General features: G+C 39.8%; 18 protein-coding genes. 2 read left to right on the top strand and 16 right to left on the bottom strand.

Annotation, left to right across the window (positions count from 1 at the left end):
• Nucleotides 1-19: 19 nt before the first annotated feature.
• From racE to ACFSGI_RS14355, 6 genes are all read right to left on the bottom strand, one after another.
• Entirely contained in the window at nt 20-835 is an 816-nt protein-coding gene (racE, locus tag ACFSGI_RS14330; protein WP_204824776.1) for a glutamate racemase, read from the bottom strand.
• 75 nt (nt 836-910) lie between these two features.
• A complete protein-coding gene (locus tag ACFSGI_RS14335; protein WP_204824777.1) occupies nt 911-1,225 on the bottom strand; it encodes a YtxH domain-containing protein in 315 nt (104 codons plus the stop codon).
• Between the two features lie 126 nt (nt 1,226-1,351).
• Entirely contained in the window at nt 1,352-1,993 is a 642-nt protein-coding gene (locus ACFSGI_RS14340) for a helix-turn-helix transcriptional regulator (RefSeq protein WP_204824778.1), read from the bottom strand.
• Between the two features lie 168 nt (nt 1,994-2,161).
• Complete coding sequence (locus ACFSGI_RS14345) at nt 2,162-2,635, bottom strand: DUF86 domain-containing protein (RefSeq protein ID WP_204824779.1); 474 nt, start codon at nt 2,633-2,635, stop codon at nt 2,162-2,164.
• 15 nt (nt 2,636-2,650) lie between these two features.
• Nucleotides 2,651-2,938: a Dabb family protein gene (locus ACFSGI_RS14350; RefSeq protein WP_204824780.1), complete on the bottom strand. Its 288-nt coding sequence runs from the start codon at nt 2,936-2,938 to the stop codon at nt 2,651-2,653.
• A gap of 154 nt (nt 2,939-3,092) precedes the next feature.
• Nucleotides 3,093-3,746, bottom strand: a complete 654-nt coding sequence (locus ACFSGI_RS14355) for a 50S ribosomal protein L25 (RefSeq protein WP_204824781.1) — start codon at nt 3,744-3,746, stop codon at nt 3,093-3,095.
• Between the two features lie 602 nt (nt 3,747-4,348).
• Between ACFSGI_RS14355 and ACFSGI_RS14360 the strand changes: the two genes are divergently transcribed.
• Nucleotides 4,349-4,951 (top strand): XRE family transcriptional regulator, encoded by a 603-nt coding sequence (locus tag ACFSGI_RS14360; protein ID WP_204824782.1) that lies wholly within the window; start codon nt 4,349-4,351, stop codon nt 4,949-4,951.
• A gap of 141 nt (nt 4,952-5,092) precedes the next feature.
• Here the strand turns inward: ACFSGI_RS14360 and ACFSGI_RS14365 are convergent, their stop codons facing one another.
• The 10 genes from ACFSGI_RS14365 to ACFSGI_RS14410 all read right to left on the bottom strand — a co-directional run bounded on the left by ACFSGI_RS14365 (nt 5,093) and on the right by ACFSGI_RS14410 (nt 16,414).
• The gene (locus tag ACFSGI_RS14365) at nt 5,093-5,698 is read right to left on the bottom strand and encodes an SMI1/KNR4 family protein (RefSeq protein WP_204824783.1); all 606 of its coding nucleotides are present in this window, start codon (nt 5,696-5,698) and stop codon (nt 5,093-5,095) included.
• Between the two features lie 43 nt (nt 5,699-5,741).
• Nucleotides 5,742-6,836 carry a GntR family transcriptional regulator gene (locus ACFSGI_RS14370; protein WP_204824784.1) on the bottom strand — a complete coding sequence of 365 codons (1,095 nt, stop codon included), beginning with the start codon at nt 6,834-6,836 and terminating at the stop codon, nt 5,742-5,744.
• Between the two features lie 61 nt (nt 6,837-6,897).
• Complete coding sequence (locus tag ACFSGI_RS14375) at nt 6,898-8,061, bottom strand: sn-glycerol-1-phosphate dehydrogenase (protein ID WP_204824785.1); 1,164 nt, start codon at nt 8,059-8,061, stop codon at nt 6,898-6,900.
• Nucleotides 8,062-8,285: 224 nt separating this feature from the next.
• Nucleotides 8,286-9,212, bottom strand: a complete 927-nt coding sequence (locus ACFSGI_RS14380) for a prenyltransferase (protein WP_204824786.1) — start codon at nt 9,210-9,212, stop codon at nt 8,286-8,288.
• Nucleotides 9,213-9,426: 214 nt separating this feature from the next.
• Complete coding sequence (locus ACFSGI_RS14385; RefSeq protein ID WP_204824787.1) at nt 9,427-9,885, bottom strand: PTS sugar transporter subunit IIA; 459 nt, start codon at nt 9,883-9,885, stop codon at nt 9,427-9,429.
• A gap of 120 nt (nt 9,886-10,005) precedes the next feature.
• Nucleotides 10,006-11,388, bottom strand: a complete 1,383-nt coding sequence (locus ACFSGI_RS14390) for a PTS fructose transporter subunit IIC (RefSeq protein WP_204824788.1) — start codon at nt 11,386-11,388, stop codon at nt 10,006-10,008.
• Between the two features lie 166 nt (nt 11,389-11,554).
• On the bottom strand, nt 11,555-12,319 hold the full coding sequence (locus tag ACFSGI_RS14395) for a DeoR/GlpR family DNA-binding transcription regulator (protein WP_204824789.1): 765 nt from the start codon (nt 12,317-12,319) through the stop codon (nt 11,555-11,557).
• 442 nt (nt 12,320-12,761) lie between these two features.
• Nucleotides 12,762-14,717 carry a PTS fructose transporter subunit IIABC gene (locus ACFSGI_RS14400; protein ID WP_204824790.1) on the bottom strand — a complete coding sequence of 652 codons (1,956 nt, stop codon included), beginning with the start codon at nt 14,715-14,717 and terminating at the stop codon, nt 12,762-12,764.
• Nucleotides 14,718-14,753: 36 nt separating this feature from the next.
• Nucleotides 14,754-15,665: a 1-phosphofructokinase gene (pfkB, locus tag ACFSGI_RS14405; protein ID WP_204824791.1), complete on the bottom strand. Its 912-nt coding sequence runs from the start codon at nt 15,663-15,665 to the stop codon at nt 14,754-14,756.
• Between the two features lie 2 nt (nt 15,666-15,667).
• Entirely contained in the window at nt 15,668-16,414 is a 747-nt protein-coding gene (locus ACFSGI_RS14410) for a DeoR/GlpR family DNA-binding transcription regulator (RefSeq protein ID WP_204824792.1), read from the bottom strand.
• A gap of 303 nt (nt 16,415-16,717) precedes the next feature.
• Between ACFSGI_RS14410 and ACFSGI_RS14415 the strand changes: the two genes are divergently transcribed.
• Nucleotides 16,718-17,488 carry a cyclase family protein gene (locus tag ACFSGI_RS14415; protein WP_379283503.1) on the top strand — a complete coding sequence of 257 codons (771 nt, stop codon included), beginning with the start codon at nt 16,718-16,720 and terminating at the stop codon, nt 17,486-17,488.
• Nucleotides 17,489-17,516 lie beyond the last annotated feature (28 nt).

Raw genomic sequence — 17,516 nt, forward strand, 5'->3', positions numbered from 1 at the left:
AGATAGTCTACTTATGCTGTTAGACCATACGTGACACTTGCCATAGTACCGGAGTAAGCTTAATCTGCTCTCCTAACCATTGACGAGCAATCTGTTGAAAAATCTCTGCGGTTCCACTACAGAAAAATTCATGTACAGGTAATTCTTCTGTAAGAGCAAGCGTTCCTTTGTTATACAAAATCGTACTGATCTCGCGTGCCGTTTCTTCGGCTGAATTAATCAATTTCACATCAGATCCGACTGCTGCTTGAATCGCTTCTGTCAGAAATGGATAATGTGTACAACCTAGAATCAGACAATCAATAGGATAGCTGCGCACAGGTGCTAATACTTGCTGAGCTACCTCATAAGCTTCGTTATCCAAAAACACTCCACGTTCCACCAACGGTACAAAATCAGGACAAGCCTGACTATATACTTGTACAAAAGGGGATAATTGCTTCAATGCCGCTGAATAAGCTCCACTGTTAATCGTTCCTGATGTACCTATCACACCGATAAAGCCTGTTTTGGTCGCGCTAATCGCTGCTCGTGATCCTGGATGAATAACACCAATAACGGGTATAGATACTTTTGAACTGATATGTTCCAAAGCTGCTGCCGTTGCGGTGTTGCAAGCAATTACTATCATTTTCGGCTGAAAAGTCATCAAGTAATTCACAATTTGCTCGGTGAATTCTTTCACTTCTTCTAGAGAACGAGGGCCGTACGGTGCACGCGCTGTATCTCCAAAATAAATAATTTTTTCGCGTGGTAGTTGTCGCATCACTTCTTTTGCAACTGTTAATCCTCCCACACCTGAGTCGAATATAGCTATCGGTTGTTGCACGTACATATCGCTTCCTTTTCGTAAACTGTACCTATTATACCGTATACATGCCAGGTGGCAAGTGAAAGATATAACGTTTAGTTAGACGCTATAATTCCCTTTCGTTTGTGGCCCTGGTTGGTCAGCTTGTTCTGCTTTGAGCGCAGCTAGTTCTACTTTCACTTCTGCTGTTGCGATATTGATCTGTTCTTTCCAATCTTTGACTACGCCTACTACTTCTCTGCTTAGTTCTGCCAATTCACGACCTTTAGCGCCTGCAATTCGAGCATTGGTCGAAATATCTGAACGCAGTTCTCGACCACCTTTGGGAGCTAACAAAAGCGCTGTCGATCCCCCTACTAATAATCCTGTCAAAATACCACATGTTAAGCTTTTAGATTTGTTATAAGTTGGCATCGTTATCTCTCCTTCGTTTCACTTATCTTTTCTATATGTGTATTACCCACACACCGCTTAAAAATCCCACTTGTTCATAGATCATCATAAGATAAATCAAAAAGCAGACCGATAATCGATCTGCTTTTACTTGGAACGTGCTGATGAATTAGATTGAAATTGAATCTGGTATACACAACAACGTCCACCTTTAGCGATACATTCTGTTCGTTGTACATCAGCTTGTAACAACTGCTCAAATAACTGCTTTTCACATTGACAAGCAATATCGTAGCGATTCGCAATCTGATTGATCGGACAGTTATATTCATAAATGGTATACTGATTTTCGCTTTGTTGTTCATAACGTGCCATATAACCACCATGATGTTGAATATCAGTCAAAGCAGCCACTCGTTCTTTGTGATCTTGAGTATCTGCAATACTTTGATAGCGAGATAACAATTTCTGCTTACGCCCTTCAAATAATACAGCTACTGCTTCCTCATCTAACTCGCTGAGTAGATCCAAAGCCAGTTGATGATAATTATGAGGAAAATGTTCTTCTGCACGTTCACTTAACCGAAAGCGCAAAAACGGTCTGCCTGTTGGAATACGTACCGTTTCCGTAATTAATAATCCTTCTTGATCTAACGTATGAATATGACGTCTTACCGCCATCTCTGTAATATTCAATTCCCGTGCTAGCTCAGATACACTGAAAGGGCCTTGTGTTTTGAGCATAATCATTATACTGCGCCGGGTCGATGGTTCCTGATGGGACTTCATCGTATGACCCCCTTGCTCTAAATTAAAATAAAAATGACCCGATCCGCTTGGTCAGCGAAAAGGGTCATATGATCCCTTTATGGATTAACGCTATTGTAGCGTATCCACTCAGCGATGTAAATTCCAAAGCTATCTTTTCAAACAAGATATTTACAAATAGATTTCATATTATGTAGACGTAGAAGTACCTGATGCTCTGTCTACATTTACCACTGTTAACGAATCTAATTCTTGATCTAGATACGTATGAATCCGTTGACCGAATTCTTTTAAGACCTTCACTAAAGGAGTACTCAGCGGATGAAGTTCAGTGCGATTCCAATCATAATACTCTTGCACCAGTGGACGACGCAGACGCACCAATGCAGTCAACATTTCGCCCATCGGTTGATCGATCACTTTTTCGTCACGCATAATATCTACAATATCATCGTAACTACTGGCATCACGCATAATAAAACCATCAATCAAATAACTACCAATATCAGTTACACATTCAATCGCTAGATGCAGTGCACGCTCTTGCACAAAGCCAGAAGTCAGACTGCTATCCCAATGAGTGGATACTTGTTGTAATGCTTCGCATACATCTTCTAAGGCTACAATTCTCCGTTCAATCTGTTCACGATTCACATAGTACAAAAGAGTCACACCACCTTAGTATTCATAGTCAGCCGCAATAGAACTTTCTCTTACACTATTCATATATTCAATAATTTTTACATGTTCTGGATGGACTTGATAAGCTTGCAAACCTTCTAATGTCTCAAATGTAGCTGTTAAAGCAACATCATAAGAACGTTCTGTACGCAAAATGTCTGCCCCGATTTCCAAAGCGATCAGTGAATCCACTTTACCTTCCAAACTTCTCAATTTGGCGACGGTTTCATTCACAACTTCAGTAGTAGGATTTTTCAACTTAAATAAGACAATGTGTTTGATCATAACAGAGTAGCTCCTTTATATAGACAATAAGTTTCTTTCTTATCGTATCATAAATGATTAATAGATGCGCTGATAAAAAAAGCTGACACTCCTAAAGAGTATCAGCTTTTTCGTTATACTATACAGTACGCATTCGTACTGATATATGCAAATATTATTCTTTACCTACTTCTGGAACTTCTTCGCCTTCATCGTTTGTAGCAGCATCAGTAGGTTCTGATTCTTCAGCCGTTGTAGGCTCAAGATCTTCGTCAGCTACACGAGGTACGATAACAGAAGCGATGATCTCTTCTTCACTAGATACCAATGTAACGCCAGAAGGCAATTTAACATCGCCAGCAGTTACTCTGTCGCCAATTTCCAATGCGGAAATATCAACTTCAAGGCTACTTGGCAAGTTTTTAGCCAAACCGCTTACTTCCAATTCTGTTGCTTGGTGTTGTAACACACCACCAGATTTAGTACCAATTGCTTCACCGTGGAAGTCGATTGGCATCGTTACGTGAATTGGCTTCGTATCAGAAACTTGCATAAAGTCAGCATGCAAAATGCGACCGTCTACACGTTGTACGTCTTTGATAAGAACTTGTACTTCTTTTCCGCCTTCTACAGCAAGTGAGAACATTTCTGCTCCACCGCGTTTAACGTGAGCAAGAAGTTGTTTGGAATCTACATGTACAGGAACACTGCCCAAATCTGGACCATATACTACACCTGGAACGCGTCCTTTTAAACGAAGTTCACGCATTTCAGAACGTTTTGAACTTTCTCTTTTTGTAGCTGTAAGTTTTTCATGACTTGTACTCATAAGTATTGGCCTCCTAATAATATAAAACGATTATGTGATTAATTTTAAATGTTGCAACCGATTTAGTAAGCAATCGGCTATCGTCTTATTTAATACCCCATTCACCAACAAATGTATCAGAAATAGATTTATTTTTTTCAAATAACAACCTGTATGTTTAGCGATAACCTTTCAAAAGTGAGTGGTATCAAGGAAAAAGCAGACATGTGTCTATCAGCAAAAAGATGTCATTTTTTTCTTCCATTTGGCGCGTAGTTGATCAATTTCAAAGATGAATATTCCATAAAAAGGATATTAAATACACTTTTTCGCATGCTATTTTGCATGCTATATAGATAACAATAGCTACAATTTCGTTCAGACTTATTATGATAATATATTGATCGTTATCTGATATATCATTTGAGAATAAACGATCTTATTTCAATCGATAGGACTGATTAAGGTATAGTAAAATGCTTATAATCATTCTTATTTGATAAATATTATTAAATGGTCAAAAATAGTGACCATGTCAGCTTGAAACGAGCGTCTGGGTGTTGTAGGATGTTGAAAGGACACTAAACCTAATATCAAGAAAAAATAGATTAATCGGAGGAAATATGCCTAATCAACCAGAACGACACTTTATAGAGGCGTGGTCTCTGATCAACCGTAAGTATCTCGGCAAAGGAGTACGAGTTAAGCGATTCCGCAGACCAACACGTTGCCAAATCCGCAATCGAGTATTGCTCGCTGTGCTCATGGTTAATGATATCAAACTATCTGAGCTTGCAGAACGGTTATCGGTTTCATCACGAAGCGTAAGCGCTTGGGTCTATGAAGGCCGCCTCCCTGGCAAAGCCAATCTTGAAAAAGTATGCCGGGAATTGGGATATCCGCACCACATTTTGTTTAACCAACAGGTGATTCATAACAGCCCTGTGATTTGTCAGCAAGAACCATCTCGCTTTATGAAAAGAACGATTACTCGTTCACCGGTACGCAATCATATTTTGACAGGTTTATGTATGGTACATGATCTGTCTGTAACCGATGTGAGCCATTGGATTGGTGTTCATCCAGGTACTTTCCGTAAATGGTTACATCAAGCTACACTGCCTTCACCAGCATTTCAAGAAAAAACCGAACAATTTTTCCGTATTCCCAAATCTGTATTATTTGCAGATTGTGTATTGGGCGAAGATGAACAATCTCAAGCGTAATTCAGCATATTTACATTGAATGTATAGGTATAACCAAATAAGCAGTACAAAAACTCCGCTTTCCCACTGAATCTAGTGAGAAGCGGAGTTTTTACTGTGTCTTTTCTATAGATATCTTACATATCCTATGATTGTGAACAATTATCCGTAAAAGTAATCATAAAAATTCGCAAACAAGTCAGCTCCAAGAATCGGCTCAATCGCAGTTTTTAACTGCTTTTCAAATTCAGGTAGCACTATACTATCATCATCTGTTATTTCAAAAATCTCAAATGAGCCATATACGATCTCAATAAGCAATGCTAGTGCTACAACAAAATCTGCTAGTGTAGAAGCAATCAAAAAAGGTTCTCCTGCATCATAACCTGCATATACAGGCGTACTCTTTTCGCTAGTGGCTACGATAATCGGATTACCTTTGCCTATATCATCTGCAATAATCACAAAGTCTGCTCGCCATGTATCGCTTTCTGCAAAAGGCTCTGACATACCTACCCAGCGATAACCGATTAAGGCTTGTCGTAACTGATCGATAGACCATAACATAATCGGAGCAAAGCCAGTCTCGACAACTACATCGGACGGTTCATAATGACGTAGATAATAATCCAGTTCAGACGAACTTGGAATAGTATCCGGCCATTGTCGCTGAAAGGTATCCGGTGGTACAGATATAAATTGTCCGCTAACTTCATATTGCCGGTGAGTCTCTGCTAATTGGGCTAATGCTTGTTCTAACGCTCTCATGCCTACACTCCTAACGACAAGATATATTCACTTATGCAGACAGTTAGGTCGGTAATACAGCAGGCGATGAAGTGGATTCACGAATAATCAGCTCGGGAGTATGTATCTTTTCGCCCAAGCCCCGTTGTTCTCCATCTAACATATGCAAAATCATTTCTGCTGCTGCTGTTCCCAGTGCATGCTTGGGATGACTGAGTGTCGTTAATTTCACTTCTGTAGCCGTAGCTAAAAAAGAATCATCAAAGCCGACTAACGATAGATCATTCGGTACAGAAAGACCGGCTTCCCGTACAACTTGTAACAAATTAATCGCTAATTCATCGTTGTATAACACCCACCCTGTCGCACGTTCCTGAGCAGATTGCTTAATAAGCTGTTGTGCTTGTTCGATCGGCGCAGTGGTTTTGTCATCTGTATTGTAAGTAAAAATCAAAGACGGTTGCAATGGAATCCCATGCTTGCGATGTGCCGCAACAAATCCTTTCATACGGCGTACGCCTTGCATATCATCTGTTTTGAAAAAGCCAGCGATCCGCTGATGTCCCAGTTCGATCAGATGTTGTGCCGCCAAGAATCCTCCGCGTTCATCATCCATTCGTAGACATGCAGAATCCATTTCTTCATAGCTAGCATTAATCATTAGATAAGGAATCGAACGATTTTCAATCGTAAGAAAATAATTGAGATTAGCGCTACGTTCTCCACTTCGAGTAGGCTCTACGATCAAAGCCGCTGGAGACTGATTAAGCATCATTTCAAGACACTCGCGCTCTTTGGTTGGATCATTTTCTGTACTGGCTAGCAGTAGTCGATATCCTTCGCTACGTAGTCTTGTCTCAATCCCTTGCACAATTTGCGGGAAAATATAATCTGAAATATACGTAGTAATAACGCCTACCGTTTTGTTATCATCGACTGATTTGACAGCAGGATCAGCAACAAATGTCCCTTTGCCCTGCATCCGGTTCAACCAGCCTTCTCGCACCAATTCACCTAAAGCTTGACGTACCGTTTGTCGACTGACACTAAATTGATCAGCAATCTCATGTTCTGAAGGTAGTCGGCTACCTGGTAATAATTTGGACGAATGAATCCACGATAATATTTCATCTCGAACTTGCCTGTATTTTGCAGCCATAATTCCTCCGAACGGTTGATAAAAATATATAGATATTTTATTTTACCATAAACACAATGTATTAGATCAACTGATGTTCATTCATGTATTTTAGCCCTGTATAGCGGTTACGTAGCGTATGAGCAGAATGTAGAGCTAGTTCTAACCATTCGGCTGGCATGCTTAATTGCTCGTATTCACTTGGGCCGCCTGCTGCCGATAGCCACTTTTTCATCTGTGCGCTGGTTGGGATATCTTTGTAAGCGGCAAAAGCTTTGACTTCTGGATGATCGATCGCTAGTTGACGATAATGATCGGCTAGAAGTGCTGAAGCTACCCCTACTTTGGCTCCATGCAAAATTTGTCTGTGTCCACCTTTAATCAATTCCATTTCCCAGCGATGAGAAATATGATGTTCTCCACCTGATGCTGAACGTGAATGATCAGCGATCAACATCGCTATCCCTGAAGCAAGTAGTGAATACATAACTGTATAGATCCCTTCTGCACTACCTGAAGCGATCAAGTCTACTTTTTCGATACATTGATTAAGCGCTTCTTCTGTAATATCATATACCAATTGATTATACGGCTCTTGTCCAAGATCGCGGGATACTTTCCAATCTGCTAATGAAGTGCATTTGCCTAACATATCGCCAAATCCTGCGGCTGTTAACGTTTGTGGAGCATTAATCAGGATATTAATATCTGCAAAAATAGCTTCAGGTGCTTTGGCTTGAAATGTTTCTTTTGTTCCATTGACGATAAGCGGTGCACCCGCTGAAGTAAATCCGTCTACAGAAGCCGCAGTAGGTACAGACAAAAATGGCTTATTCATTTTGTGACTAACAATTCGTACAACATCATGAATTGTTCCTGAACCGATTGCTATAATAGCATCTGTCTGAGGAGTAACGGCTAACAATAATTGCACGATTGTTGCTTCATCTGCAATCACATCGCCTTCTTTATTTTCACGCAACTCCAATTCGGTTATACCTACATCAATACTTTGCAGTAAATCTATCGTTTGTCGCCCTGCCGCTTCATACGTATACGTATCATAGACGACCATAACCTGTTGATATCGCTCTCTATGGATATACGCCGGTAATTTACGAATAGCCCCTGCTTCTAATTCAATCTGAATACCAATCGTTTCAAAAGATTGATTGCCAGCAAGTAACGCCGCTTTTTGATTCCACATTGTAATTTGCTCGTTGATAGATAATGATGGCTGCTTCATGTTGTCATCTCCTTTTGTATAATCAAGATACCGCTTACAATATTTATTAACTTGTACATATCATTTATTAAATTATGCGCTTTTACAGTCAACTTGTACATACATTTTAGAAAAAATTTGTAATTATGTCTATTCTCTAAAATGAATTCGGTTAGACTAAACAAAAAAAGACATCTTATAATAGATATCTTTTTTGCTTACCTTGATTAAATAGCTTCTATATTTTATATAAACCATATCCAGCGACCGACCAACAATACTAAAATCATGACTGTTCCGCATTGTAGCGAAGTTCGTAAAGACAACCACAGCAATTGCTGATGTGTCTGCAAATTACGCTTATTTTTCATATGCTGGTACATACGACACAACGGAATAGCTGTTAACAAAGCAAGAATACCGTAGATTGGCAATCCACCGACAAGTACACAGATTAAGATGCTGAATAAAGCAAGACATAACAAGAAAATAGAAAAGCGAAACGATTTACGTTCTCCCCATACAACAACCAGTGTGCGCTTACCCACCTGTTTGTCTGTTTTCCAATGTAAAAAATGATGATTGAAAAATGTCAGTGTGGTCAGCAAGCCCATAGGCAACGATAAAAAGAACAACCGTATATCAAAATGACCTGTCTGCACATAATAAGCGCCCATTACCGGAAACACGCCAAAACATAATACATGTGCCAGTTCACTGCTACCCTTACCGATATATCCATACTTGATCGGTGGAACAACATAAAATAAAGCCAGCAAGCCGCCGATTCCTCCAAGCAGTAAAACGCCCCATCCACTTAAAAAGTATAATGTTACTGCACAGACAATCGTGATAGCAAGCATACTCCATGTTACTCTAGCAAATGTCTGCTCACTCCATTTACCAGTCGTCAAATATCCTGAATCTGTCGAAATCGATTCTTCTGATTGATAAGCAGCGACATCGACACCACTACGATAATCCCATAGATCATTAATCATCATCGAAAAAATATGTATTGCACTTGAACCAATTAGAGTTAAAAGAAAGATCAACACACTAAATTGATTATTCCATATCCATGCTGCCAAAGCTCCCTGTACTACACAGATCGCCATTAAAGGTACAAAATGCAATCGTGAAGCTTGACTAAACTCTACCCATTTACTCATTATATTCCACCTTTAAATTAGATTCATTTTTCTTCTTCATATACTTTGATAAGATAATGTTCATTAACCGTATGTATGACTTTCAAACGTAGACCGATGATATATACCCCGATCAGAATCAATCCACCTTAACGCCAATTCATTATAAAAAAAGCATACCACCTATAAATAGGCAATACGCTTTTATTTACATATCTATTATATTGAATGATGATTAACCGATAGTACGAGTTAAAATATCTATAATTTCTTGTTTACTTTGTGCATTAATCAATTCAGCCCGAAATTCTTCATGAATTAATTTACGAGAAAGAGCCACTAGAATCTGCAAATGTTCATTTCCTGTATTCGCTTCAGGTACACCGATCATAAATGCAATCTGAGCAGGCTGATCATCTAAAGATTCCCAATCAATCGGTTCTGCAAATCGTGAAAATGCTAAAGCAGCTTTGGCTACCCCTGCTGATTTGCCATGCGGAATCGCTACACCAAAACCAATCCCTGTAGAACTTTGTTGTTCACGCGCCATCACTGCATCTACATAAGCAGCTTCATCAGTGACTGCTCCAGAAGCTTTCATACCGGATGCCATTTGTTGAATCGCTTCTTCGCGTGTTGTTGCTGTAGAAGGTAAAAATATGCTTTCTGTGCTTAATAGTTCGCTGATATTCATAGGTAGTGTCACTCCTTCTAATAGTCAATGTCTTATTGTTGTTTTGTTAAAGGCGAGTGTAAATATGGACAGCGACCGGACAAATCATCGTTCCGGTCGCTTGTAATGAATTATAATTACTTATAATTTAGCAGGTGCTTTACGTTTAAGCAACAAGACCATCAATGCTGTAACGACTGTACCGATTACAATAGATAATACATATTGTGGTAAATGGTCGATTGCATTCGGGATAAAGAGAACGAATACACCACCATGAGGAGCATGTAGACCTGCACCAAAGTACATCGATAATGCACCAGCTACAGCCGAACCTACCATAAAGGAAGGGATAACACGAATTGGATCAGCCGCTCCAAATGGAATAGCTCCTTCTGTAATAAACGATAAACCTAGAATCGAAGCGACTTTACCAGCTTCACGTTCTTCTTTGGTAAAGCGATTTTTAGCAATAACAGTTGCTAACCAAATACCAAGTGGTGGAGTCATACCTGCTGCCATAACTGCTGCCATTGGTGTATAAAGAGAAGCACCTAGCAAACCTACTGCAAAAGTATACGCTGTTTTATTGAAAGGCCCACCCATATCAAGTGCCATCATTGCACCAAGAATAGCTCCTAAAATAATTGCATTTCCAGCACCCATATTTGTAAGCCAAGCTGTCAAACCTGTCAACAACCATTCAATCGGTTGACCGATAACGTATACCATCAATAGACCAATAGCAAGTACAGACAAGACAGGAACGATTAGAATAGGTTTAAGACCTTCAAAGTTTTTAGGCATTTTGATTGTTTTGATCAAGTAATGTGCAATATAACCAGCTACAAAACCTGCGATAATACCGCCGATAAATCCAGCGCCCATATCTTTAGCAAGTACACCACCGACCAAACCAGGTGCAAGTCCGGGTTTACCAGCGATAGAGAATGAAATAAATCCAGACAATACGATAACCATCAGTCCCATTGAAGCGCCACCAATTGTGGATAAAGCAGCTCCGAATGAACCATCAACTTGATCGACTCCACCTTTAGTGAAAGCGAATAAGAATGAGAATGCGATAATCAGACCACCTGCAATAACAAGCGGTAACATATTAGATACACCATTCATCAAATGTTTGTAGAACATGTTAGGCTTACGACCTGCATTTTCTTCAGGTGTAGCTGTTGGTGAAGCAGCAAGACCACTAGAAGCTTCTTTTGCTAAAGCACGATCGATTAATTCCCCCGGAACTTTGATCCCTTGTGCAACAGCTACACGAATAACCGGTTTGCCTGCAAAGCGATCTTCATCTACATCTGTATCAGCAGCGATAATAATAGCATGTGCTTCAGCGATTTCTTGAGCGGTTAGACCATTCTCGACTCCAACTGCACCACGTGTTTCGACTTTGATAGGTACACCTTTTTGATCTGCGGCTTTTTGCAATGATTCAGCAGCCATATACGTGTGAGCAATACCGGTTGGACAAGCGGTAACAGCCAATAATTTTTTCATGGTAATATCCCCTTATAATGAGTAATGGTCTAACCTTAGCCAATCGTAATCTGGAGCGTTTACAATACATTTTTCAAATATTATTGCGATTTCATGCTGCTGATGATTTTTAAATAAAACGCTTACAAATATGCTCTATGATAAAGCTTTGAATAGAAGAATATAGTTATGCGATCGTGACTCCTATACCAAGCTTTTTCAATTGATGAATCATATGAAGCGGTACTCCAGTATCCATAATACAATGATCAATTTCGGATACATCTGCAAATTTGGCATAAGCGATATTACCAATTTTGCTATGATCTGCGAGTAGAATGACCTGCTTAGCAATATCAATCATTTTGCGCTTGATCGCAGCTTCTGTCAGATTAGGGGTGGTTACACCTTCTTTGAGATCTAAACCGTTAGTTGCAATAAAAGCTTTGTCTACACGTACCATATCCAGTGACCGTTCTGCTATTGGCCCCACAAACGCTAGTGTGTCTGGCCTTAACAATCCGCCAATAATAGACAATTCTATATTCCGACAATCTCGAAGTTCACTAAGAACAATCACTGAGTTCGTTATAACTCGAATACCCGACATATGCTTTAGTTCTTTTGCTAACGGAAGAGTAGTCGTTCCCGAGTCAAGCAATATCGTATCGCCTTGATGAATCATCTCTACCGCTCGCTTCGCGATTCGCTCTTTCTCTTCTCGAAAAGAATCTTCTTTGTCTACCATATTAGGTTCAAAATTGACACTTTGCAGTGATACGGCTCCCCCATGTGTCCTTTTCAATCGCCTTGCATCTTCCAACTCTTTGAGATCTCGACGAACCGTTGAATCTGATACTCCAAAAGCTTCACCTAGTTCTTGAACAGATGCCCTGTGATTCTCTTGCAAATATTGAACCATTTTATGCTTTCGTTCTTCTTCAAAAAGCATGGGACATTCCACCTGTCTACATATATTAGCTATTATTTTGCTCAACATACTCTCATGATCGATAATGATCGTTTGTTGATTTCTTTCGACAAATTTCGTGATCATTTGTGATTGGTATTGATTGATTTTGATTATAACAGCGTTTTCATAGACTGTAAATAGATTTTTATAATTCTTTTGAACTATTTATTATTCTAGGAGTTATAGATTATATATCGTCATTATCTTGCCTAATATTTACATTTATTTGCATGAATCCGCTCATTTTCTCAATTTATTTTTTAAAATGGTCATACAATACAAAATTCGACATTTATAAGCGATATAAATGAAAGTGTCTGAACGATTTTAGCAATATACAGCAAAAAACCTCTGTGGAAAGAACAATAGCTATATACAATCAGCTTGATCTTCACACAGAGGTTTTAAATATTAATCCATATTATTTAGTTACAAGTACCTTTTTCCATATCCCTAGAATCAGTCCTGAAATAACAGCGCCAATCGCAACAGCTAATAAGAATAGCAAAGCATGGTTAGCAAGTGCTGCTACAAAAATACCACCATGAGGTGCAGGAATATTAATCCCCCAAAGTTGAGTCAATCCACCTGCAACCGCCGAACCGATAATACAAGATGTTAAAATACGTAGTGGATCTGCTGCTGCAAATGGAATCGCACCTTCTGTGATAAAGGATAATCCAAGCACATAGTTAGTCAGACCAGACTTACGTTCTTGCTCTGTAAATTTGTTTTTGAAGAATGTAGTCGCCAAAGCTATGGCTAATGGAGGAACCATACCGCCGGCCATAACAGCCGCCATCATTGTACCATTTACATTCCCACTTGATGTGAATACACCAATCGCAAACGCGTAAGCAGCCTTGTTAAATGGGCCACCCATATCGATCGACATCATTCCACCTAAGATCAGACCTAGAATAACAGCATTTCCTGTTCCTAGATTATTCAATACGTTAACCAACCATGTATTGATACCACCAAAGATTGGATCAAAGATATAATACGAAATCGTACCGGTAATGAACAAACCAAGTACAGGATATAATAAAATCGGTTTGAGACCGTCTAACGTTTTTGGTAATCCAGCTAGTAACTTACGTAGACCAATAATCACATAACCTGCCAAGAAACCAGCCGCTAGACCGCCGAGGAAACCAGCATTAGAGTTCGCCGCCATCAGACCGCCGACCATACCAGGCATTAATGCAGGACGATCACCGATACTCATTGCGATAAAACCAGCCAAAATCGGAATCAAGAAGAAGAATGCTCCTTCTCCGCCACCAATCGTTTGCAACAGCTTAAAGATTTGGCTATTCTCGCCTGCTGTCTGCTCGATTAAGAAAGAGATTGCAAGTAAAATACCACCACCGACAACAAACGGTAACATATGAGAGATACCATTCATTAAGTCTTTGTAGATTTTGCTACCTACTTTTGTTTTTTCATTTGAACTAGAACTATCAGAAGATGATTTGCCTGTGCTGTGATAAATAGGAGCGTCTCCATTCATCGCTTTGCGAATCAACTCTTCGGATTTACGGATACCATCACTAACCGGTCTCTGTAACACAGGCTTACCATCAAAGCGCGCCATTTCTACATTTTTATCAGCCGCTACAATAACACCACTTGCGCGACGAATTTCATCGTCAGTTAGTACAGTCTGTGCACCTTCAGAACCGTTCGTCTCGACTCTGATCTCTACGCCCATTTCTTGCGCTTTTTTGATCAAAGCATCTTCTGCCATAAAGGTATGAGCAATTCCTGTAGGACAAGCAGTAACAGCAACTACGAATGGTTTGTTGTCTTTGCCTTCTAAAGTAGCTTCTGCTTGTTGCACTGTTGCATTTTCTTGTTGTTTGGCTTGCTCTCTTGCTGCTTTAGCTTCCGCTTTTGCTTTTTCAGCCGCTTCTTTTTCAGCTTGTTGTGCATCGAAAAGTGCGGATACTTCATCAGGGCTAGTCGTATTCATCAATTTTTCGATGAAATCGCTATCAATCAGTAGCTTGGAGAGCGCAGCTAGTGTACGCAAATGTGTATTTGCTGCTCCTTCCGGTGCTGCAATCATAAAGAATAAATGAGCAGGTTCGCCATCAAGAGACTCGTAATCTACTCCTCTTGTACTTTTAGCAAACACAACAGTAGGCTCGTTTACTGCTGTTGTTTTGGCATGAGGCATCGCAATCCCGCCACCGATACCTGTACTTGATTCACTTTCACGCTTCAAAATCTTTTCTTTGAATAACACTTTATCATTGATTCTTCCACTGGTTGCAAGGCTAGCGATCAATTCATCAATCGCTGCTTCTTTGGTTGTCGCTTGTAAGTCCATGATCATCGTTTCTTTGATCATCAGATCTGTAATTCTCATTAGGTTACACTCCTTTATTGGATTCAATCAACAGCTCTATAGTTTGACAATAGTTACTTGTGGACGTAATTCTTCGATTTTGGCGCGTGTTGCTAGATCATCTGAAAATGCAGTGGCACTACCAGAAGCAACACCTGTACGGAAAGCTTCTATAGGATCATGAGTCGATACCAGTGTACCGGTAAATCCAGCGATCATAGAATCGCCTGCTCCGACAGAGTTTTTGACAGTTCCTTTCGGTACATTCGCATGATAGACTTCATCCGGTGTAATTAATAATGCTCCATCACCAGCCATTGAAATCAGTACATGCTGGGCGCCAAGTTCAAGCAATTTGCGACCGTACGTAATAATATCTTCGCGACTTGCAATCACAACACTGAATAGTTCTGCTAACTCATGATGATTAGGCTTCACTAATAATGGACGATCTGCAAGTGCTTTGAGCAGTGCTGGCCCTGTCGTATCGATCACAAATTCTGCTCCTGTCTGCTTACATACTTCGATCAGACGATCATAGAAATTCGCTCCCAAAGACGGTGGTACACTTCCTGAAAGAACAACAACATCTTCTTGGCTTAATTGAGATAATTTGGCTACCAGGGCATCCGCTTCTTCGGTACTGATATTCGGGCCTTGACCATTGATCTCTGTTTCTTCACCATGCTTGAGCTTTACATTGATACGTGTATCATCTGCGACATGAACAAAATCAGTCGAGATGTGTTCTGCATGAAGTTTATCTTCTATATATTGACCGGAAAATCCACCAACAAATCCAAGTGCTGTATTCGGTGCATCCAAACGATTCAAAATACGAGATACGTTAATGCCTTTCCCACCCGGAAGCTTCAAATCGCGCTTCATTCGGTTCAAGTCACCTAACTTCAATTCGTCCACTTCCACGATATAGTCTATGGAAGGATTAAGCGTTATTGTATATATCATGGTTATCCCTCGATTATTTTAGTTTTTTGAGCAATCGAACGCTGCCATTGTTCCGGCATCGCTTCTGTGATCAATACAGCTTCATTCAGGCTAAACAATTTAGCAAACGTAATCTCACCGATCTTACTAGAATCAGCTAATATATACGTCTGACTGGACAATTCATGTGCACGTCTTTTAATTAAAGCTTCTTCAGGATCTGGAGTAGTATATCCCATTTCTGCATCGATACCGTTTGCTCCAAGAAAACACTTATCAAAGCGGAAGTTGTCCATATTTTGGAGCGCTATACTTCCAATAACGGCCTTTGTATGCATTTTCATCATACCTCCCAACAAATAACTGCGGATCTGTTGATGAACCAGCGCTTCCACATGAGACAAGCCATTGGTCACGACTGTAATGTCTTTCGCTTCAATATAAGGAATCATCGCAAGCGTAGTGGTACCTGCATCGAGATAGATACATTCTCCATCCAAAAGCTCTTGTGCTGCTAATCTGGCAATTACATCTTTTTGTTGAACGTTTGTGAATGTTTTTTCATCCATACCAGGTTCCTGGCTTTTTTGATGAACTAGGGCTGCTCCCCCATGTATACGCTTTAGCAGTTGGCGACTTTCAAGATCGATTAAATCACGACGAATAGTTGATTCAGAAGCACCTAAAATATCAACTAATTCTTGTAATTTAACAATGCTTCGTTCCTGTAAGCGCTGTAGAATTAAATGGTAGCGTTCTTCTGTCAGCATATTCATTCCTCCAACTTCCACTATCGTATCACAAACCTAACAAAAAACAATCATTTTCGTTCAAAATAATCCATAAAAATTCAATCAATGACTGTTTTCGTTCACATTTCGATAAATATTTGGAGGAATTTGGATTGTTTTATAAGATTCACTATTATTTTCATCGGTAAAAAAATGATTTTTATAAAGTTTTACTGTAGATAAGTTATTTTATATACTGTACGTCTTATAAAGAGCGTTTCTATACAAATAGATTCTGGGCTTGTTATGATAATGGCATACTATGCAAAGGAGTTGAATATCATGGCGATTATTGATCTAAGCGTATCTATCGTATCTCAATTACCTGTTGATCCGCCTGCACAGATGGCAACTATCCAATATATTGATCATCAGGCGTCTGTGCCTACGATGTTATCGTTTTTTCCAGGAGCAACTGCTAGCGATTTACCTCAAGGATTAGGATGGGCAATCGAACAAATTTCATTGACTACACATACAGGTACCCATTTAGATGCTCCTTATCATTATCATCCTACAATGAATGGTGGTGAACGTTCGCTAACAATAGATGAGATTCCTTTGGAATGGTGTATAGGCAATGGAGTGGTGATCGATTTTTCAGATCGTCCAGATGGTTATGTGTGTACAGCTAAAGATGTAAAGCAGTATCTGGAAGCTCGCCAGTATACACTCAAAGCAGGTGATATCGTGCTCGTGCACACAAGTGCTATGGAACATTACGGTACACCCGCTTATTTGCAAAGTGGTTGCGGTATGGGACGCGAAGCTACACTATGGTTGATTGAGCAAGGAGTCAAAATGATGGGTACAAATGCTTGGAGTTGGGATGCACCTTTACCTACTATCGCAGAACGCTACAAAGAAACAGGCGATGCTAGTCTGATCTGGGAAGGGCATTTTGCAGGCATCGAGAAAACGTATTGTCATATAGAAAAATTATGTAATTTGGAGAAATTGCCTTTTACCGGCTTTCAATTTATAGGGCTACCTATCAAAATCGACAAAGCTAGTGCTGGCTGGATTAGAGCTGTCGCTATAGTACCTGACTGATCGATTCGTTATTCTTTGATTCTACATG

It is taken from the genome of Paenibacillus nicotianae (genome assembly GCF_042681745.1).
Taxonomy (GTDB): Bacteria; Bacillota; Bacilli; order Paenibacillales; family Paenibacillaceae; genus Saccharibacillus; species Saccharibacillus nicotianae.